An 18,483-nucleotide genomic window follows, 5' to 3' on the forward strand; every position below is an offset into this window, starting at 1 on the left:
ATCCGCGACTCCAGTACACTCCGATTCTTGCGCGCAATTCTCAAAAAATTAGCTGTCGCCTTCGCGTCCGAACAGAATCAACCGACAACCGACAACCGACAACCGACAACCGACAACCGACAACTGGCAACTGGCAACTGACAACTGACAACTGCCAACTGGCAACTGACAACTGCCAACTGGCAACTGACAACTGCCAACTGGCAACTGACAACTGGCTACTGCCCGCTCGCCTCGCGCGAAAACAGCACCGCCTCTGCCCGTACGAGATCCTCTTCCGTATCGACTCCGATCGTGTCCGCCGGAGCGCTGGCAACGTAGATGTCCATCCCCGCCTCTAGCAGCCGCAGCTGCTCCAGCTTTTCAATCGACTCCAGCCAGCCCCCCGGCAACTCCGCAAACTTCTCCAGCGCTGCCCGGCGATATGCGTAGATCCCGAGGTGCTTGCGGTACCCGGAGAACCCCGAGCTGTCCCGGTCGTAGGGAATCGTCGCTCGCGAGAAGTACAGCGCCTTCCCATCGAGAGCCGTAACCACCTTCACCGCATTCGGATTGTGTACGTCACTCGCCGCGCACCGCACCGCCAGCGTGCCCACCTGCACCTCGGGCCGCTCAAAAAGCGCCAGCAGGGGAGGGAAGAACCCTGCCGTCAACGTAGGCTCGTCTCCCTGGATGTTCACGTAGACATCGCTCTCGATCTGCCGCGCCACCTCACGCACCCGATCCGAACCACTCGCACAGTGGGTCGAGGTCATGGCTACCGGGATCCCTCGGTCCCGGCAAACCCCCGCGACCTCGTCCGAGTCCGTCGCCACCACAACCGGATCCATCAGCCCGCTCCCCGCGGCCGCCCTCCATACCCACTCCACCATCGGCCGGCCGGCGAGCCCCCGCAGGACCTTTCGTTCCAGCCGCGTCGACGCGAGCCGCGCCGGAATCACCCCCGCAATCCGTAACCTGCTCATGCACGCGAGTCTACAGGACTAGCCAGCCCGGTTACCTGCGCCAAACGACCGGCTCGTCAGGAATTGACCCAGCCTTCCGATCACCCGTATCATCAACAGTGGCGAAGCATTACGCCGTCGGGAGTGCCCGCGCGTTCAGCTCGTCTCCTCCGGCGGGGTAGCTCAGATGGTTAGAGCGTGGGATTCATAACCCCAAGGTCGAGAGTTCGATTCTCTCCCCCGCCACCAGAAGCCTCCCGCCTCCTTCCACAGCCATTACTTTCGCCGGCCATTGCGGATCTCTGATCCTTGTTCTCTCACCCCTCCGAATCACCCCTTGCGCTATCATTGCGTCTATATAACAGCGGCCCGCTCTCCACCCAATGGGCCGTACCGGTGGTGTGTGTGTCTCGATTCTTTCAGCGCCTGTCTTTTGTTCTAGCTGCAACCATATTTGCCGCCCTGGGCCTCGGCTTTGCCCTCGGCGAGTTCGGCATGTTTGGCGTTCACGCCGAGCAGGATGGTGCCTACCGCCAGATGCACGTCTATGCGGAAGTCCTGAAAAGAGTCCAGAGCGACTACGTCACCGAGCCCAATATCAGCACCGTTACCACGGGCGCGCTCCACGGTTTGCTCGAGTCCCTCGACGCCGATTCCAGCTATCTCACACCCACCGAGTACAAGATCTACAAGGATCGTCCCACCTCCGGTGTCGCCCAGATCGGCGTCACCGTCTCCAAGCGCTACGGCTATGCGACCATCGTCAGCGTCGTTCCCAACTCTCCCGCCGACCGCGAGCACCTGAGCGACGGCGATGTCATCGAGTCCATCGGCGACACATCCACCCGGGAGCTCTCGCTCGCCGCCATCCGCCTGATGCTTGAGGGCAAGCCCGGCAGCACAGTAGTCCTTTCGGTCGTTCGCCCCCGCAAGCCGGATCCGGACAAGCTCACCCTTACCCGCAGCGTCGTACCCGCTCCTGCAATGAGCGAGCAGCAGTACGAGAACGCCAGCATCCTCTACCTCAAGCCCGGATCTCTCAGCGCTGACCGGGTCGATCAGCTTGCCTCCAAGATCAAGTCAGCTGGAAAGTCTCGAAAAATCCTCCTCGATTTGCGCGATGTCTCCGAGGGCGAGCCAGAGCAGGGGATCCGCCTAGCCAACTTCTTCATCAATTCGGGCACAATCGCTGTCCTTGAAGGTCAGAAATTCCCCAAGCAGACCTTTAGCGCAGATGCCTCAAAGTTCCTGACCAGTGCTCCTGTCTCGGTCCTCGTCAACCGCGGAACCTACGGCGCGGCTGAAATCGCAGCCGATGCCATAGTAGGTGCAAAGCGCGGCGACGTTGTCGGTGAGCGCACGTTCGGCGAAGGTTCGGTCCAGAAGACCATCGAGCTTCCCGACGGTGCAGCTCTCCTCCTCACGGTCGCCAAATACGAGGGACCCGACGGCAAGAAGATTCAGGACGAAGCCGTTGCGCCCACCGTTCTCGTCGGTCAGAACCAGGACGAGGACGTGGACGACGACACGCCGCAGACCAACAAGGGCGACGAAACCCTCAATAAGGCGCTCGAACTGCTCAAGGCCAAAAATAGCTAATTAGGCCCGCATCTTCCCAAATTGCACCCCATGGTTCGCGGCCGTCCGTGCGCACGGCAGCCGATTTGAACCCATGCTAGCCTTGAGAGTAGGCATTCCCCCTTCAGCGATCACCACCGCCTGAACCGAGAGGATTGCCATCGAGGCTTCTGTCTTGGCTGCCCCCTCTGCACACTCGGTGCCCCCGTCCGGCCTTGGCCGAACCCACCGCTTGCGGCCCGAGCCAATGCGCAGCAAGCAGCCGCGGGGCAAGCCGAAGCTTGCAGGCCGTGCAGCCCTCATTGTTCTGCTGCTTCTCGCCATCATCACCGGCTCGCTTGCCGGTCTCATGCTCGTCTTCTCCGTCAATTTGCCCCAGATCAACGATCTCGAGCGCTACCGCCCTTCCACGATGACGGACCTCTACGATGCCAAAGGTCGCATTATCGGGTCTTTCGCGCTCGAAAAGCGCGTCATCGTCAACTACAACGACTTCGCTCCCATCCTTCGCCAGGCAGTCATCTCCATCGAAGACAAGAACTTCGATTCCCACTGGGGCATCAATGTCTTCCGCATCGCCGGAGCCCTCGTCCACGATCTGCGCTCCCACGGCCGCGCACAGGGAGCCTCCACCCTGACCATGCAGCTGGCGCGTAACCTGTTTCTCTCTGCAGATCGCACCGCAGCCCGCAAGGCGCAGGAATCCATGCTCGCCATTCAGATCGAGCGCGCCTTCACCAAGGAGCAGATCTTCACCCTCTACGGCAATCAGATCTACCTGGGCAGCGGCATGTACGGCTTTGAAGCCGCTTCGCAGTTCTACTTCAGCAAGCACGCCAAAGATCTTTCGCTTACCGAGGCCGCTCTCCTCGCCGGACTGCCGAAAGGCCCCGTCGCCTACTCGCCGCTCGTGAATCCCGAAAAGGCGCTCCGCCGTCGCAACCTCGTCATCAGCGAAATGGAGTCCGACGGTGTCATTACGCACAAGGAGGCCGATCAGGCTCGTAAGTCACCCCTCGGTCTGCACATCAACCAGCCGGAGATGTCCGTCGCTCCCTGGTTCCAGGAAGAGGTCCGTCGGGAACTGGAGAAGAAGTTCGGAACCGAGCAGGTCCACGAAGCCGGGCTCCGCGTCCAGACCACACTCGATCTCGACCTCCAGAAGACAGCCAACAAGGCGCTCGCAGATGGTCTCGCCGCCTACGAACGCCGCCACGGCTGGAAGGGCAAGCTTGAAAACGTTCTGGCCAATGGCGCAACCCTCGACGACTATAAGCACCCTGACTGGGCCACCGCTTCGCACGCCGGTGACTATGTTCACGTGCTGGTCACCGAGGTGCGCCCCCTCGAGATACATGCCCGTATCGGTCCCGATCCCGTAGTGCTCATGCCCGAGGACTGGGCCTGGACCGGTCAACACAACGCCGATGCCCTCGTGAAAGCCGATGACATCATTTACGTGCACCTTGCCGACGCCTTCGAAGGCCTGGCCCGCCGCGCCACTCTCGAACAGGATTCAGGTGCCCAGGGCGCCGTCCTTGCCATGGACAACACCACCGGCGATGTCCTTGCCATGATCGGCGGCCGCGACTGGGCTACTTCAGAATTCAATCGCGCCACGCAGGCCGAGCGCCAGACCGGCTCCAGTTTTAAGCCCTACGTGTACACGACCGCCGTTGAAGAGGGTACCAAGCCCGACGACATCATCGTCGACGCTCCTGTCAGCTTCGGCAGCTATGCGCCGCACAACTACGAGAACGACTTCAAGGGCGCGATGACCATCACCAACGCCTTCGCGGAATCGCGCAACGTTCCCGCCGTCAAACTCGCAGCCCGCGTCGGCATTCGCAAGGTCATTGAAACGGCCCACAAGTTCGGCGTCACCACGGACATTCCCGCCTATCTTCCCGTCGCACTCGGCGCGGCCGAAATCACCCTTGAAGAGCAGGTCACTTCCTACTCCGTGTTCCCTAACGACGGCATTCGCGTCAAGCCGCGCCTCATTCGCAAAGTCACTAACGCCGATGGCATCACGCTTTGGGAAGACGCACCCGCCGTTGACGAGATCATCAGTCAGCAGACCGCCCGCACCATGATGACGCTCTTTCGCGCCGTCACCGCGCATGGAACCGGAGCAGCCGTCGCGCAGATGAACCATCCTCTCGGCGGCAAAACGGGCACGACGAGCGACTACACCGACGCCTGGTTCCTTGGCTTCTCTCCGTCGGTCACCTGCGGCGTATGGGTCGGCTACGACAGCCGTCAATCTCTCGGCGAAAAGGAAACCGGAGCCCGCGCAGCCCTCCCCATCTGGATGCAGATCATGAAAGTCGCCATCACCGGCAAAGACGATGAGCAGTTCCCCGGCGACGTAGAGGATTCAACGATTCAGAAAGCCTCGCTCGCACAAACCGCGCGACCCATAGCACTGCCGCAACTGTCTGCCGCCCCTCACCAGCAATCCCCGTCTCCAGCATCTTCTGCTACGAAACAAGCTCCTTCCCAGCTAGTTTCGCCGTCGGTCAACTCAGGGGCCCAACCCCATGCCGGCGGTCAGCTTATCAAGCCCACTCTGCCTCCAGCGCAGATCGCCAAACCTCAGCAGCCTTCCCCCGCACGTCCCTCCGCTCGCTAGGTTTTTACTTCAACCGAGTTCTTCGTCCGTCCGCTGTTCGTCACACTCGTGTTGACATCCGACCCAAGCTAGGCCGATACTCGTGTCGAATGCCGACCCAAGAGAACAACGACGATCGCATCGCCCTCCTTCAGGGCACCCTCGATCTCCTGATCCTCAAAACACTCCTCCTTGGCCCCTGCCACGGTCAGGGAGTCGCCCGTTCCATCCAGCGCCAGTCCGAAGAAGTTCTCTTCGTCGATCACGGCTCCCTCTATCTCGCCCTCCAGCGCCTCGAAGACAAGAATCTGATTCACGCGAAGTGGGGCGTCAGCGAGAACAACCGCAAAGCTCGCTTCTACTCGCTCACAGCAAAGGGCCGCGCCGAACTGCTCGAGAAGACCAGCCAGTGGAAGCGCCTCACGCGCGCCATGGGTCTCATCCTCGAACCGCAGCGTGAGGAGGGCTGAGCATGCCGAAGAAGAAGCGCAGTGCCGAGGATTTCGCCGAAGAGATCCGTTCCCACCTCGAACTCGAAGCGGAAGAACTGCGCTCAGAAGGGTTCAGCCCCGAAGAAGCCAGCCGCCGGGCCCACGTCGAGTTCGGCAGCGTCCGCGCCGCACAGGAGCGTTTTTACCTGCGCGACCGCATTCAGGCTCTCGATAGCATCGTCCGCGATCTCCGCTACGCGCTTCGATCTCTCGCGCACAGTCCCGGCTTCGCCATCACAGCAGTCCTGACCCTAGCCCTCGGCATCGGGGCCAACACCGCCGTCTTCAGCGTCATGAACGCTGTTCTCCTTCGCTCGTTGCCGGTGTCCGATCCCGACCGCCTGGTCTACCTCCGGACGACCAACGTCCCCAAAGGCACCGGTACTATCAGTTCCAGAGAGACCTTTTCCTACCCTGTCTATCAGGCACTGCGCGATCAGCATTCGGCCCTCTCCGATGTAATCGCATACGTCCCTCTCTCTGTGAATAAGGTCGCAGTGCGCTACGGATCACAGCCCGAGGAAGCCAGCGGCGACATGGTCAGCGGCGCCTTCTTCACCGGCCTGGGCGTTAAGATCCCGCACGGGCGCAGCTTCACGGAGCAGGAGGAGAAGGAGCACGCTCCAGTTGCGGTGATCAGCTACAACTACTGGACGCGCCGCTTCTCGCGAAATCCCGGCGTGCTCGGTACAACGCTCTTCGTCAACGGCGTCGGTTTCACAGTCGTTGGCATATCCGGCGAAGGTTTCGAGGGCCTCGAAGCTGGCGGGTCAACGGACTTCTGGATCCCGCTGCAAAGCCGCCCTGAACTGAACGCTTATGGAAACGCCGTCGAGGACGGCAAGATCTACATCACCAATCCAACCTGGTGGTGCCTGCGGCTGATCGGCCGTCTCGCGCCTGGTGTAAGCAAACAGCAGGCGGCTTCCGCTCTTAACCCGCTGTTCCAGAGAGCCGCGTACATCGGCCTCGGTACTCCGGCGGCCGGTGAGAGGCCGCCTACTCTTCAGTTTGAGGAAGCGCGGGGATTTCCCGGGTACAGCGAGGAATACGGCCGTCCTCTACGCATGCTGATGGCCATGGTTGGCTTTGTTCTGCTCATCGCATTGACCAACGTCGCGATGTTGCTGATGGCGCGTAATTCAACCCGGCGGCGCGAATTCAGCATGAGGCTCGCTCTCGGTGCGGGACGTCGCGATCTTCTGCGTCAACTGCTCGCCGAAAGCCTCGTGCTGGTCATTTCAGGCGGCTTGTTGGCATGGACGTTCGCGGTTCTTGCCACTCGCGCACTCGCTTCATGGGCACAGATCGAAGCCAGCCTCGCACCCGATCGCACAGTTCTGCTTTTCGCTTTGGTCACGCTGGTTGTGGCGGCGCTTCTCTTCGGTCTCGCGCCTCTTCGCATCGCACTCTCCGCGGGGCCGGCGTTAAGCCTGAAGACGTCAGCTGCGACTTCAAACACTGAGGCTGGCCGGTCGCGGGCTGCGCGCATCATGGTAGCCCTGCAGATGACACTTTGCGTCGTTCTGCTTGTTGGTGCCGGCCTGCTCATCCGCACCCTCCGCAATCTTGAAAACACCCCGCTCGGCCTGCGTGTCGAAGGCCTCGTCGTCTTTGGGCTGAATCCGCACGTCACTTCGGTCCCGCAAGGAAAGGCCTTTTATGTCGATCTGATTTCCAGGCTCCGCCAACTCCCCGGCGTCGAATCCGTCACCTTCATGGAAGAGCGAATTGGCTCCTGGTCATCCAACAACAGCGACATGACCGTCGATGGTCGGCTGCCCGATGTTCCCAACGGCAGCTCTCGAACCGTCCGCGCTAACGTCGTTGGCCCCGCGTTTTTCACCACACTCGGCGTACCAGTTCTCTCCGGTCGCGACTTCGCCGACTCCGACACCGAAACATCGCCTCACGTTGGCATCATCAATGAACAGTTCGCAAAGCGTTTCTTCCCCAATCGCAATCCACTCGGCCACAGGATCGGCACCGAAGATGGACGCTATCAGATGACTGTCGTAGGTGTCGTCAAGGATCACAAGTACCGCAGCATCGATGAAGAACCGATCCCGATGGCATGGTACGAATACGCGCAGATTCCCATCGTCGGAAGAATGGATGTCGAGATGCGCGTCCACGGCGATCCGCTTGCCATCCTCCCCTCCGCGCGCAAGGTTGTCCAGCAATTGGACCCGAATCTTCCGCTGATCAAGCCCATGACGCAGCGCGCCCAATACGATCTCACCATCTCCAGCCAGACTCTCTTTGCGCGGCTCGCCGGGTGCTTCGGCGTGCTCGCTGTCGTCCTCGTCGCCACCGGCCTTTATGGAACGCTTGCCTATCGTGTGAACCGCCGCACAGCGGAGATCGGCGTCCGCATGGCGTTGGGCGCGGGTCGTAGCCAGGTCGTGTGGATGATCCTCCGCGACAACCTCCTGCTCACCGCTGTCGGAGTGCTTGCAGGAGTTCCACTCGCTCTTGTGATGGGACGCGCACTCTCTTCATCTCTCTACGGCGTGCAGCCTGTCGATGCGCTCACCTTCGCGCTCGCGATCCTGGGCGTCATCATCGTGGCTTTCGTCGCCAGCGCCGCTCCAGCCAGCCGCGCCGCCGGCGTCGACCCGCTGAAGGCGCTCCGAACGGAATGATCTACGGCAGCGGCTCCTGCCGATACAACTCCGCAGTATGCCGCGCCGTAATCACCACCGCCATCGCCACCATCGAGACCGTCGCGATCACGCCTCCCACATCGAACAGCAGATACCGGTGCCCAAACAGCACCGCATACGGGCTGCGCAGCAGAGCCAGGTTCCCGGCTATGAGTAGAATCCGAATCTCTGTCGGCCCAAACACCCCCTGCGACATCTGAAAGCGCGAGAGCGTATACGTCGCAAGATAGCTCTCTGCAGACAGCAGCAGAAACCCCACGAGCATCGCGATCGCCACCGGCCAGTGTGCAAAGCCCGAATGCCCCAGTCCGCACATCAGAGCGGTCGCTCCGAGGATGTCCACAACGTGGTCCACGTAGAACCCGTAACGTGGCCTCTGCTGATTCCTTACCCGCGCCAAGGTTCCATCCATGCTGTCTCCGAACCAGTTCAGCACGATGCATCCGATCACCGCTGTCAGCCAGTACCTGTTCACGCCAGCTAGTGCATAGAACACACCCGCCCCGATCTGCGCGCCGAGCCCCAGCAGAGTCAATCCATCGGAGGTGACCCAGACGGGAAGCCGCTCCGCCATCCACGTCAAAGCCCGCTTCTCCGCGGCCGCAGTCAGAGACTGGTTGACCCGTCGCGCTGTCGCAAATCCCGAAGACCCTGCCATAGCCGTACTCATTGCCCTCTCCTCTTCGTCAGCTCCCTGCATGTATTCCGCAAGGTGAACTCAAGCGACTCGCGCGGTACGCTCTCCACAAACGGGCCGATGGCCCAAACCAGCCCGGCTGGAATTCCCCTCGTCAGCGACACCGACTCGATCTGCATGTACAGCCCGCCGTCGCGTTCTTCGTAACTCCAGTACGTGTTCAGCCGCCACAAAAAGCCGTGCTCTTTATCCGGCGCAAGCACCCGCTCCTTCTGCGTACCCGCATCCTCGATCTCAGAAATTCTCGTGCTTCTTGAAGTGCTGTACCCATGCCTCGTATCCAGCCGTCCAAACGTCACGTCATAGGTCGTGTCCATCACCACCGTGATCACGTGCTTCTGTTTCACCCGCATCTCGGCTGTGAACTGGTCGGGTACAGGCCGGGTCTGAGGAGAGACAATCCTTGCCCGTACCACCTCGGGTGAGTACATCTGGGGATAGCTGCTGAAGTTCTTCATCAGTTGTTCAAAGTCAGCCGCTGTAGCCCCTTCAACAAACGCGGTTCCCCTCCAGTCATGCAGCATCCCTCCCGGAACCTCACCCTTGTCTGGCGTCAGCTTCTCGATCACGACCTGGCCTCGTCGCAACTGCTCTCCCGGATTACCGGGCCTGTTCGCGTCCGACTTAACCTCAGCCAGGAACCCAGCAGTTGAACGATGCTGCTGCCCAAGCCGGGCCTCAACGTTGGCGACGTACGTCTCAAATGCATTCACTGCTTTCTGCGGCGCCTCCGCCCTGCCGTCTGGCACAGCCGCAACGAAGCCCCACACCAGAAGAATCAGCACGCATACGCGCCACCCTCGACCCCTCATCTGCATATCTCGCAATCTCCCACGGCACCGTCGTATCGCGCAATACTCAGGGGCTCCCTTGCGTCACTAATGAACCTCACCGTCTAAACGCCTCCATCCACGACGTTTGTACGGAGTTGTACCAGCCGTTCAGTGCCCAGCTCAGAGGCGGACATCGGTTAAACTGAGGCTGGAAATGCCAGACGCCGCGCCACCCTCGCGCTATCGCTTCGGAGTCTTTGAGGCGGATGCGTCTACCGGAGAACTGCGCAAGCAGGGAATCAGGATCAGGCTCAACGCCCAGCCGTTTCAGGTCCTTCTCATGCTCCTCGACCGACCCGGCGAGGTACTCACACGCGATGAAATCGCCCAGAACCTCTGGTCCGACGGAACATTTGTGGACTACGAGCACGGCCTCAACTCCGCTGTGAATCGGATTCGCGAAGCCCTCGGCGACTCCGCCAGCAACCCCCGCTTTGTGGAAACACTCGCCCGGCGAGGCTACCGCTTCGTCGCGCCGGTCCAGCGAGTAGCGTCCCAATCAAATGCCGCAGCCTCAACTGAACCCCCAATGTCACCCGGCAACCCAGTCGAGACGCCCGGACAAGTTTCTGCAGGAGTCCTCCCCACGGCCGCAGAACTGCCGCAGCCTCCGCACACGGCCGTCCGTGCAGCGTTCCTGCTTCTGCAACTGATGTATGTGGGATTCTACGTGGGTGCTCTCGCCAATCTGCGCGAGATTGAGGACCTGCTCTCGCCGCTTCGGGCAGCGGCAGCAGTCGTCTACATCCTCATCGGCACCGCCGCGATTCTGATCGCAGTCCGCGCCTACCTGCTCTCCGCCATCGCTCTTCGCGCACCGCACATGCGCGGCCGTGTTCTGCGGATCTGGCCCTTCCTGCTCCTGGCCGACATTCTCTGGGCGCTCTCACCACTGCTGCTGCTGCACCACATCAATACCGGCCTGGCGCTCGCGTGCATGGCTCTTCTGGCCTACTCGCCATTCGCGCAGCGATCCCTCATCCTGATGGGAGCGGCCCGCGACTGATCATCAAAGCTGGTCGTACAGAGTCGTGTTCCTGTACCCAAGTAGCGTGACCAGCGTCCAGATCGCCAGCGCGGTCCCGATCGGGATCTTCAGAATGCTTAGAAACGCCGCAACGATGGCCACAACGCGTCCCCAGGGCGCACGTTCCATCAGCCCCCATCCCGCAACAAACGCCAGAGCCGCCCGCAGGATCACCATCACCCACGCGAAGTGCAAGATCGCCGGGCCAAATTCCGGTCCGAACGGGAAGCCCCCGTGTGCCCAGGGTCCGCGCATCCACGGTCCAAACCCGCCGTTGAGGAACGAACTCGCAAATGACAGGCCAATCATCCCGGTCACCAGCACCAGTCCGCCATAGATAAACCACACCGTGCTTAAAGCGCGCACGCGGTTGGCATAGTTCGCCAGCTCAAACGCAATGTTCGGAATTGGCGGAGCAGGCGGAGGAGGGACCGAAGCTGTGGGACGGCCGCAATGCGCACAGACCTGCTGCCCTGGTGTAATTTGCTGACCACATCCGCTGCAGTACATCTTCGACCTCCCCGCGTGAACCGCCATTCTAATCGCCGCAACAGCACAAAGGCGACCCGGGCCCGCTCGGTTCCAGGCTGCCCTACTCCGGCTGATTGTGGTTACGCAGTGCCGGCTTGATTCGTTCCCAACGCTCCTCATGGCGGTCATCGCGCAACACCAGCCCCGTGACCCGCCCCTGCGGGTCCCGTTCCACGCCGATTCGCGTGATGCTGCTCCCATTTGGGTAGAACAGTACGTTCAGGGACTCCGCCGCCAATTCGGTGATCTCACCGTAGTGGTTCTTCTGGAACAGATCGTCTCCCTGGTGGAAAAGGGACACCACCACAAGCCCGCGCTTGTCCACGAAATCTCCTGCAAATGCATCCAGCTGCGCGGGTGCCAGCTTCAGTGCCGGCGGATGCAGCGGAATGACGGTTCGTTCCGCAAAGGGCGGCGCGCTTTTCGTCTCCACGTGATGTGAAAGCAGCCACTTGGGAAGTTCCGGCTCAAGGTACGCCCGGGTCCAGCAATCGTGCCTCAGTCCCAGGTACAACCAGAACCGAACCCGGCCTCCAGCCGACTTCAGCGCAGCGTACAGCAGTTCGTCCTGCCGGGGAACAACGATGTTGTCGTCCGCTCCATGAAACAGCCACATTGGAATCCTGCTCGTCGCCTGCGCATACTCCGTTGCCAGCTTCGGAGCTTGCTGCCAGCGTTCCGGAGCGTAACTCCAGAAGATCCCACCCGCCGCAATCGCCGCCGCCGCCCAGCGCGTCGGATACGTCCGCGCCAGTTCCCACGCGCCATAACCGCCCATCGACAACCCCGACAGATAGGTTCTGGCCGGATCGCCGTGGAACTCCGCAGTCTCCTGGTCGAGCTCAGCCATCGCCATCGCCAGCATGTCTTTGTCGGTCCAGTATCGGTCGATCGAGCACTGCGGCATAACCACCACGAACGGCCACCGTTCCGGATGATCCCGCATCGCCTGCGGCAGGCCGATCTGAGTCTGCCACATGCCTTCCTGTCCGCGCTCGCCTCGGCCATGCAGGAAGAGGATCACCGGCCACAGCTTGCGATCGTCACGCCGCCACTCTTCTGGGAGGTACACCTGGTACCGATATATGTTTGCGCCAATCTGGATCCTGCGATTGAGGAAACCCGTCTCCTGGGCCGGATGTCTGCGCGAGTCTTCCTTCCCCGCGGCGGCACACATCCGTGGCGCGGCCGCCCCCCACAGCAAGATAAGGAGGGCCGCGAACATTTTCAGAGAGCGGTGCATAGGCTCACAACATCATAGTGCTTCGCGAAGTTGGCGGAGTCACTGTCGCGCGGCTAGTGTCCATCTTCAGTCGACTTGATGAACCCCGCTACGTCGCCGCGGAACTGCTTCAGAACATCCTCGTTCACGTAGATCATGTGGCCCGCCTCGTAGTAGTGGTAGCTGATGTTCGACTGCAGCGCCTTGGGAATCTGCAGATGATGCATCTCGTACACACCCTCGAAATATGGCGTGGCCAGATCGTAGTAGCCTCCCGCCAGCATGATCTTCATCTTCGGATTCAGCTTCATCCGGAAGGCAAGATCGGGCATCACATTCGCGCCCGTCTCCACATCGTTTGCGGGCGGCCCTTCTGGAGCATGGTGCCGCAGATCCCAGCTGAAGTCTCCACCCGCCCCCGCGAAGTCCCAGTACGTGCTCTCCTGTCCGTACTTCAGCTCCCGGTGCAGATAGTCGTTAATAGCCGCGGTCCACGCCGAACTGATCCCTTCGCTCTGCGGATCGTACTCCGCGCCTTCACTCAGCGGATTCAGATCCGGCCCCTGAAATCGCGTATCGAGCCTTCCAATCGTCGTCTCCTCATCCAACTTCAAAGCCTTCGAGAAGTCGCCTCCCACTACGCGCAGATCTGACCGCATCAGGTAGTCGACACTCAGCCCCGTGTAGCCGTGAAGCTTCTCGGCAACGGCACGTTTCTCCTCGTCCGTCAGCTCACTCCCTTTCAGCAGGGCAGTCATATACTCCCCGAGTGCGTACTTCTCCACCTCTTGCAGAAAGGGCTTCAAAGCCGCCGGCTGCGTCGGCAGCTTTTTGAAGTAATAGGCCGTCGCTGCATACGTCGGCAGCGCGAGCGCATACGCCTGATCTACGCCCGGATTCCATCTCGGATCATCGACAGAGTTGTCGAAGCTCAGGATCTGCGAGAGCAGCACGATTCCGTTCAGGTCCACGTCGCGCAGGTCCGCCGCCAGCACTGCCGAACGCGGGGTTCCATAGCTCTCTCCGAACAGATACTTCGGCGAATTCCAGCGATCGTACTTCGAGAGAAACCGGTGAATGAATCTCGCAAACGCATGGCCGTCTGCATCGATTCCGTAAAACGCCTTGGCCTTATCCTTTCCAAACGTGCGGCTCAATCCTGTCCCCGGCGCATCGATGAACACCAGGTCACACGTGTCCAGCAGAGAATACTGATTCTCGATTACCGAATAAGGCGCCGCAGCCTGGTGCTTCGTGTCCGGAACCACCACCCGCCTCGGGCCAAACGTCCCCAGGTGCAACCACATCGTTGCCGATCCCGGCCCGCCGTTATACAGGAACATCACCGGCCGATGTGCGGCTACGGCGTCCTTCTTGAAATAGGCCACGTAGAACATCCGCGCCGTCGCGGGCGCCTCATTTAGATCGGCTGGCACTTTCACGCCCGAATCAGGCAGAATGCTCCCGTTCGCCGCCAGCGTCGCGTCCTGTGCGCTCGTCGATCCCACCGTGATCGTGCCTGCAATCGCACGGTAGGCCACCGCCTGCCCGCCAATTGTTACCGTGCCTTCTGTGATTGAGTCGGGAGGAGCCACGGTCTGAACCGCCGGACTTTCCTTCGCCTTGTCCTTGTCCTGAGCGACACCCTCAACACACAGCAAAAACGCGCCTGCCGCCAGCACCAGTGCCGCGGTATTCCTGAGCCACTTGGTGGCCATCGATAAAACCTCCGGGAGAACCAATTCTGTTGAGTATAGAGTCTCTGTTTTCCTTCACTCATTCCTTATGTGACAGTGTGAAACAATCGAGCCATATCCGCCCATGCCTGACCTCGCGCCCGGAGATGTGCTCGACCACTACCGCATTGACGCGGTTATCGCGCACACGCAGATGTCCACCCTGTACAAGGCGACAGATCTGAATTCGGGCAGAGAACTGGCGATCAAGCTTCCCACTCCCGAGATGGAGTCCGATCCCGTCCTCGTCGAGCGCTTCGAGCGCGAGCAGGAGATCGGCCAGCAGCTCGAGCACCCCGGCATTGTCATGACATTCAACCACGAACAGCGCAGTCGCCCCTATATGGCCATCGAATGGGTCGCGGGCCGGCTACTGCGCACAGTTCTGAATGAAGAGAAGAAACTCTCCGTGGAACGCGCATCGACTCTCGCTCACCGCATCTGCGACGCGCTCGACTACATGCACAAGCACGGCATCGTGCACCGCGATCTGAAGCCGGAGAACATCATGGTCGACGACAATGATCAGATCAAGCTCATCGACTTCGGCATCGCCATGAAAGAAGACGCCCGCCGCCTCACGTTCGTAAACGTCTCATCTCTGCTCGGCACTCCCGACTACATCTCTCCCGAACAGGTAAAGGGCGCGCGCGGCGATCAACGCAGCGACATCTACTCCATGGGCATCATCTTCTACGAGATGCTCACCGGCCGCGTTCCCTTTGTTGGCCCCAACCCGCTCGCCGTCATGAACGAACGCGTCCTCAACGACGTCAAGCCACCGCGCGACCTCAATCCCGAGATCTCGCCCGAACTCGAAGAGATTCTCTATCGCGCCCTTGAGCGCGAGCCGCGTCATCGCTACGCCACCGCAAGCGAGATGATGTGGGACCTCGAGCACCAGGAGCAGGTTGGAGTCGAACCACGGGGCGTCCGCTCCACCGCTCACACAAACAAGCGCTCCGCATCGCGCAACAAGCTCCTGCTCTACGCCGCGCTCGTCATCGTCCCCATCCTGCTGTTCGCAGTGATGCTTATCCTGTCCAGGCGATAGCTACTTGAGTTTTGACCGGCAAATAACGCCTCAGAACTGATAACCGAAAACTGGTGACTGATAACTTCCCTCACGCCGTCAGTCTCTTCAGCGTCTTCTTCGCTCGTCGCGACCACGGTCTTTCCCGCCGCCGCAGGTACCGCGGCATGGTCGGCTCCTTATCAAGCACCTTCTGTGCCCATTCGCGCGCCTCGGCATTGCGCCCTTCCGACGCCAGCAAGTCCGCGAAATTGAGATACGTCTCTGACAGAGTGGAGGTAACAGTCACGCGCCGAAAGAGCGCCTCCGCCTTCTCCTTCTGTCCTGTCAGCGCATAAGCCTGCGCCAGCAAAGCGGGAGCGCGATTGAAGTCGTAGTCCGGCTCCTTTGCGACCACTTTCTCGAGATCGGGTAATGCCGCCGGGGCATCGCCCAGCAGAATCGCACACACGCCCCGCCGGTAGAAGCAGTCGAGCGTCGTCGCCCGCGCATCGATGGCTCTGCCGAACGCAGCCCGCGCCTGCTGCAGCTTTCCATCCTCCATGTAGAGCTCGCCAAGCTCCTCAAGATTTCCAACAGATGGATTGTCGCGAATCATCAGCTCGAGCGCCGCAATCCGTTTCCGCCGCGAGATTCCCTTGAAAGATTGGTTCAACAGTCCAGCGTCCGGAATCACTTCCGCGAAAATGTAAACCAGCGCGCCGACGGGGCCTAGAAACAGAATGATGTAAAGCCAGTACGTATCAGGCCGCCTGCGGATAAAATGCACGATCGCTACAATCTGGAGAATCAAACCCAGGGGTAGAAGAGACGCGTCAGCATTCCCATTGGACTGACCCTTTACGCTGAACATGGATTCCTGCCGCCAAGCTTACCCCAAATCCACCCCGCCAGCGCAGCCCACTTTCGTGCGATGCGTCGCCCTTATTTGAACCGACAGCCTCTATCCACCGCCTTGTTACTCCCTACTCTCTCTTCCGAGTCTCGAGTCCCGAGTCCCTAGTCCCTGCTACTTCACCGGTACGACTCATCCCGATGCACCACAAACTCCGGGTACGCATTCCCGCCCAGTTCATGCAGGTCCATCCCCAATCGCTCCCCATCGGCATCCACACGGAATGCGATCACCCAGTCCAGCAGCCAGAACAAACCGTAGACGACAGGCAGCATCAGCCCCAGCAGCGTCGACACTCCGACCAGTTGCGCCGCAGCCTGCCCTGCCGCCGGCGCGAACACTCCAGCCGCGATCAATCCCCACAGCCCCGCCGCTCCATGCACGCTGACCGCACCCGAGGGATCGTCAATCGATAACACCAGTTCGAACGACTCAACCATCAGTGGAGTAACGATCCCCGCTACCAGCCCGACAAACAATGCAGCCAGCGGTGGAACAACTCCGGCACAAGCGCTCGACGTCACCAGTCCCGCAAGCCATCCGTTCGCGCATAGGCTCGCATCCGGCTTGCCGAACCGAACTCGCGTAACAGAGAACGTCGCCACCAGCGCAGCCGTCGCAGCCAGCACTGTATTGATCGCCACCACCACCAGCTTCGACGGCGCAGCGTTCAACCACAGCAGCGCTCCCGCCATGTTCCACGCCAGCCACCCCACCAGCGCCACAAGCGAACCGAACAGCACATACACAACGTTGTGCCCCGGCATTGCCGTCGATAACCCCTCGCGCGGAAACTTGCCTTTCCGTGGTCCCGCAATCCAGATCACCGCCAGCGCCGCCAAGCCGCCCAGCATATGAATCGGGCCCGCTCCGCCTCCATCTGCAAATCCACCCGCCATCGAGAAATTCGTTCCCAGTTGCGCGAGCCAACCGCTCCACGCCCAATGCGCTGCCAGCGGAAACACAGCAGCTCCAAGTACCGCCGCAATCCCCGCTCCTGCCGGAAGCCGCAGCCGGTCTGCACCCGATCCCCAGGGAATCATCGCTACCATCGCCACCGACAGCACCTCGAACAGCAGCATCAGCTGATCGCGTGCCGGCGCTGAAGCCAATCCCGCGCCGAAGAGTCTTCCCGCTCCAGCCCAGTCCCACGCCTTTCCAGCCGCGTGCAGCACCAGATCCTTATCGCCTCCGCTCGCGATCGCCCACCCCGCCAGCACAAACGCAATCACCGCCGTCGAAATCACCACCAGCGTTCCCAGCGCCGACTGCATCGCCGAACGCGACCGGCCCAGTCCCACATTCACCAGTGCCAGCCCCGCAATCGCCATCGGCGCAAGCAGCAGCAACACGAGCGTCAGAGCGAACGAAGTTTCGGGATAGGGAACCGGCGCAAGCGGCGTCATCGATTCTCGCTCCGTAACTGCATGTGTCCGCGCACTGCTACCCCCAGCCCCATCGCCTCCACCGCGAGACCGCACAGCACAAACGCGGTGCGCTGCGCCGCGCCCGGAAACAGCACGATCGCTGCCACGGTGAGAAAAAAGCCCGCTGGCATCACCAGCAATCCTGCATATTTCATGATTTCGTCCCTTCAGAAAATCAATTGACTGGACAACTGCGCGCAGGCAAAAACCCGCAATGCAATCAAAAGAAATGTCTGGAAGATAACTGGATGTGGAACTTCTTCATAGATTCTAAATGCGTCGGTTGCTACTGTTAACGTGATTTGCGCCACACTTCGAAGTGCTTCGTAGAGCGCTTCGCATTCCCCTTACCCCGGAGGCTGTACTCATGTCGCTACTCAACCGGCTGATTCAAAATCTGGTTCAGAACCAGCTGGGAGCTATCTTTGTGCTCATCGTAGCCGCATTCCTTGAGGCATGGGGCGATTCCTTCTTTCAATCCGCTTTCTACCGCTCCGCCGGAGCATCACGCGTCATCGCAATCTGTTCAGGAGCGCTCGTGCTCGCACTCTACGGTTCCACCGTGAACCTTCCGCGCTGGGACTTCGGCAAACTCCTCGGCGTGTATGTCGTGCTCTTCTTCCTCGCGGCCCAACTCCTTGCGAAGATCCGTTTCGGCCAGTCGCCCACGATGCCCATCTACGCCGGAGGCTCTCTCATCGTCATCGGCGGCTTTGTCGTCGCCTTCTGGAAAGCATGAGATCGCCGCGCGGTTCTAGTCCATCGCGATAGACTTCTGCCTGTCACAAT

The 18,483-nt window shown here is 60.7% G+C and carries 16 protein-coding genes and 1 tRNA gene; 8 read left to right on the forward strand and 9 right to left on the reverse strand.

Annotated features, from left to right (window positions below; translation table 11 throughout):
- Positions 1 to 218: 218 nt before the first annotated feature.
- Positions 219 to 965: a 3-deoxy-manno-octulosonate cytidylyltransferase gene (gene kdsB / locus DHV10_RS20290; RefSeq protein ID WP_109488201.1), complete on the reverse strand. Its 747-nt coding sequence runs from the start codon at positions 963 to 965 to the stop codon at positions 219 to 221.
- Between the two features lie 151 nt (positions 966 to 1,116).
- Between kdsB and DHV10_RS20295 the strand changes: the two genes are divergently transcribed.
- The 5 genes from DHV10_RS20295 (at position 1,117) to DHV10_RS20320 (ending at position 8,272) form a co-directional block, all read left to right on the forward strand.
- Positions 1,117 to 1,193 (forward strand) — tRNA-Met (locus tag DHV10_RS20295).
- A 156-nt stretch (positions 1,194 to 1,349) separates the two neighbouring features.
- Positions 1,350 to 2,543 (forward strand): S41 family peptidase, encoded by a 1,194-nt coding sequence (locus tag DHV10_RS20300; protein ID WP_239461954.1) that lies wholly within the window; start codon positions 1,350 to 1,352, stop codon positions 2,541 to 2,543.
- A 226-nt stretch (positions 2,544 to 2,769) separates the two neighbouring features.
- A complete protein-coding gene (locus DHV10_RS20310) occupies positions 2,770 to 5,157 on the forward strand; it encodes a penicillin-binding protein 1A (RefSeq protein ID WP_109488203.1) in 2,388 nt (795 codons plus the stop codon).
- A gap of 89 nt (positions 5,158 to 5,246) precedes the next feature.
- Positions 5,247 to 5,606, forward strand: a complete 360-nt coding sequence (locus DHV10_RS20315; protein ID WP_109488204.1) for a PadR family transcriptional regulator — start codon at positions 5,247 to 5,249, stop codon at positions 5,604 to 5,606.
- Between the two features lie 2 nt (positions 5,607 to 5,608).
- Complete coding sequence (locus DHV10_RS20320) at positions 5,609 to 8,272, forward strand: ABC transporter permease (protein WP_109488205.1); 2,664 nt, start codon at positions 5,609 to 5,611, stop codon at positions 8,270 to 8,272.
- 1 nt (position 8,273) lies between these two features.
- Here the strand turns inward: DHV10_RS20320 and DHV10_RS20325 are convergent, their stop codons facing one another.
- Positions 8,274 to 8,963, reverse strand: a complete 690-nt coding sequence (locus DHV10_RS20325) for a CDP-alcohol phosphatidyltransferase family protein (protein ID WP_239461955.1) — start codon at positions 8,961 to 8,963, stop codon at positions 8,274 to 8,276.
- Positions 8,960 to 9,808, reverse strand: coding sequence for a hypothetical protein (locus tag DHV10_RS20330; RefSeq protein WP_109488207.1), 849 nt, complete (start codon positions 9,806 to 9,808; stop codon positions 8,960 to 8,962). Before DHV10_RS20330 ends, DHV10_RS20325 begins: the two co-directional genes overlap by 4 nt.
- A 169-nt stretch (positions 9,809 to 9,977) precedes the next feature.
- Between DHV10_RS20330 and DHV10_RS20335 the strand changes: the two genes are divergently transcribed.
- Positions 9,978 to 10,829, forward strand: a complete 852-nt coding sequence (locus DHV10_RS20335; RefSeq protein WP_109488208.1) for a winged helix-turn-helix domain-containing protein — start codon at positions 9,978 to 9,980, stop codon at positions 10,827 to 10,829.
- 3 nt (positions 10,830 to 10,832) lie between these two features.
- Here the strand turns inward: DHV10_RS20335 and DHV10_RS20340 are convergent, their stop codons facing one another.
- From DHV10_RS20340 to DHV10_RS20350, 3 genes are all read right to left on the reverse strand, one after another.
- Positions 10,833 to 11,360: a zinc ribbon domain-containing protein gene (locus tag DHV10_RS20340; RefSeq protein WP_109488209.1), complete on the reverse strand. Its 528-nt coding sequence runs from the start codon at positions 11,358 to 11,360 to the stop codon at positions 10,833 to 10,835.
- 82 nt (positions 11,361 to 11,442) lie between these two features.
- The gene (locus tag DHV10_RS20345) at positions 11,443 to 12,624 is read right to left on the reverse strand and encodes a carboxylesterase family protein (RefSeq protein ID WP_109488210.1); all 1,182 of its coding nucleotides are present in this window, start codon (positions 12,622 to 12,624) and stop codon (positions 11,443 to 11,445) included.
- Positions 12,625 to 12,677: 53 nt separating this feature from the next.
- The gene (locus tag DHV10_RS20350) at positions 12,678 to 14,321 is read right to left on the reverse strand and encodes a S10 family peptidase (protein WP_109488211.1); all 1,644 of its coding nucleotides are present in this window, start codon (positions 14,319 to 14,321) and stop codon (positions 12,678 to 12,680) included.
- Between the two features lie 103 nt (positions 14,322 to 14,424).
- On the opposite strand from DHV10_RS20350, the gene DHV10_RS20355 reads away from it, so the two are divergent.
- Positions 14,425 to 15,393, forward strand: a complete 969-nt coding sequence (locus tag DHV10_RS20355; protein WP_109488212.1) for a serine/threonine-protein kinase — start codon at positions 14,425 to 14,427, stop codon at positions 15,391 to 15,393.
- A gap of 70 nt (positions 15,394 to 15,463) precedes the next feature.
- On the opposite strand, the gene DHV10_RS20360 is transcribed toward DHV10_RS20355, so the two are convergent.
- The 3 genes from DHV10_RS20360 to DHV10_RS20370 all read right to left on the reverse strand — a co-directional run bounded on the left by DHV10_RS20360 (position 15,464) and on the right by DHV10_RS20370 (position 17,849).
- A complete protein-coding gene (locus DHV10_RS20360; protein ID WP_109488213.1) occupies positions 15,464 to 16,225 on the reverse strand; it encodes a tetratricopeptide repeat protein in 762 nt (253 codons plus the stop codon).
- Between the two features lie 161 nt (positions 16,226 to 16,386).
- On the reverse strand, positions 16,387 to 17,673 hold the full coding sequence (locus tag DHV10_RS20365) for an ammonium transporter (RefSeq protein ID WP_109488214.1): 1,287 nt from the start codon (positions 17,671 to 17,673) through the stop codon (positions 16,387 to 16,389).
- Positions 17,670 to 17,849, reverse strand: a complete 180-nt coding sequence (locus DHV10_RS20370; protein WP_109488215.1) for a hypothetical protein — start codon at positions 17,847 to 17,849, stop codon at positions 17,670 to 17,672. Before DHV10_RS20370 ends, DHV10_RS20365 begins: the two co-directional genes overlap by 4 nt.
- A gap of 212 nt (positions 17,850 to 18,061) precedes the next feature.
- Between DHV10_RS20370 and DHV10_RS20375 the strand changes: the two genes are divergently transcribed.
- The gene (locus tag DHV10_RS20375) at positions 18,062 to 18,433 is read left to right on the forward strand and encodes a hypothetical protein (RefSeq protein WP_109488216.1); all 372 of its coding nucleotides are present in this window, start codon (positions 18,062 to 18,064) and stop codon (positions 18,431 to 18,433) included.
- Positions 18,434 to 18,483 lie beyond the last annotated feature (50 nt).

Source organism: Occallatibacter savannae (assembly GCF_003131205.1).
Classification (GTDB): domain Bacteria; phylum Acidobacteriota; class Terriglobia; order Terriglobales; family Acidobacteriaceae; genus Telmatobacter; species Telmatobacter savannae.

Excerpts from the sequence above, each read along its gene's own strand:
- DHV10_RS20340 (WP_109488209.1), bottom strand. The coding sequence starts at position 11,360 with ATGTACTGCAGCGGATGTGGTCAGCAAATTACACCAGGGCAGCAGGTC.
- DHV10_RS20320 (WP_109488205.1), top strand. The coding sequence starts at position 5,609 with ATGCCGAAGAAGAAGCGCAGTGCCGAGGATTTCGCCGAAGAGATCCGT.
- DHV10_RS20355 (WP_109488212.1), top strand. The coding sequence starts at position 14,425 with ATGCCTGACCTCGCGCCCGGAGATGTGCTCGACCACTACCGCATTGAC.
- DHV10_RS20365 (WP_109488214.1), bottom strand. The coding sequence starts at position 17,673 with ATGACGCCGCTTGCGCCGGTTCCCTATCCCGAAACTTCGTTCGCTCTG.
- DHV10_RS20370 (WP_109488215.1), bottom strand. The coding sequence starts at position 17,849 with ATGAAATATGCAGGATTGCTGGTGATGCCAGCGGGCTTTTTTCTCACC.
- DHV10_RS20330 (WP_109488207.1), bottom strand. The coding sequence starts at position 9,808 with ATGCAGATGAGGGGTCGAGGGTGGCGCGTATGCGTGCTGATTCTTCTG.
- DHV10_RS20325 (WP_239461955.1), bottom strand. The coding sequence starts at position 8,963 with ATGAGTACGGCTATGGCAGGGTCTTCGGGATTTGCGACAGCGCGACGG.
- DHV10_RS20310 (WP_109488203.1), top strand. The coding sequence starts at position 2,770 with ATGCGCAGCAAGCAGCCGCGGGGCAAGCCGAAGCTTGCAGGCCGTGCA.
- DHV10_RS20375 (WP_109488216.1), top strand. The coding sequence starts at position 18,062 with ATGTCGCTACTCAACCGGCTGATTCAAAATCTGGTTCAGAACCAGCTG.
- kdsB (WP_109488201.1), bottom strand. The coding sequence starts at position 965 with ATGAGCAGGTTACGGATTGCGGGGGTGATTCCGGCGCGGCTCGCGTCG.
- DHV10_RS20335 (WP_109488208.1), top strand. The coding sequence starts at position 9,978 with ATGCCAGACGCCGCGCCACCCTCGCGCTATCGCTTCGGAGTCTTTGAG.
- DHV10_RS20350 (WP_109488211.1), bottom strand. The coding sequence starts at position 14,321 with ATGGCCACCAAGTGGCTCAGGAATACCGCGGCACTGGTGCTGGCGGCA.
- DHV10_RS20345 (WP_109488210.1), bottom strand. The coding sequence starts at position 12,624 with ATGCACCGCTCTCTGAAAATGTTCGCGGCCCTCCTTATCTTGCTGTGG.
- DHV10_RS20315 (WP_109488204.1), top strand. The coding sequence starts at position 5,247 with ATGCCGACCCAAGAGAACAACGACGATCGCATCGCCCTCCTTCAGGGC.
- DHV10_RS20360 (WP_109488213.1), bottom strand. The coding sequence starts at position 16,225 with ATGTTCAGCGTAAAGGGTCAGTCCAATGGGAATGCTGACGCGTCTCTT.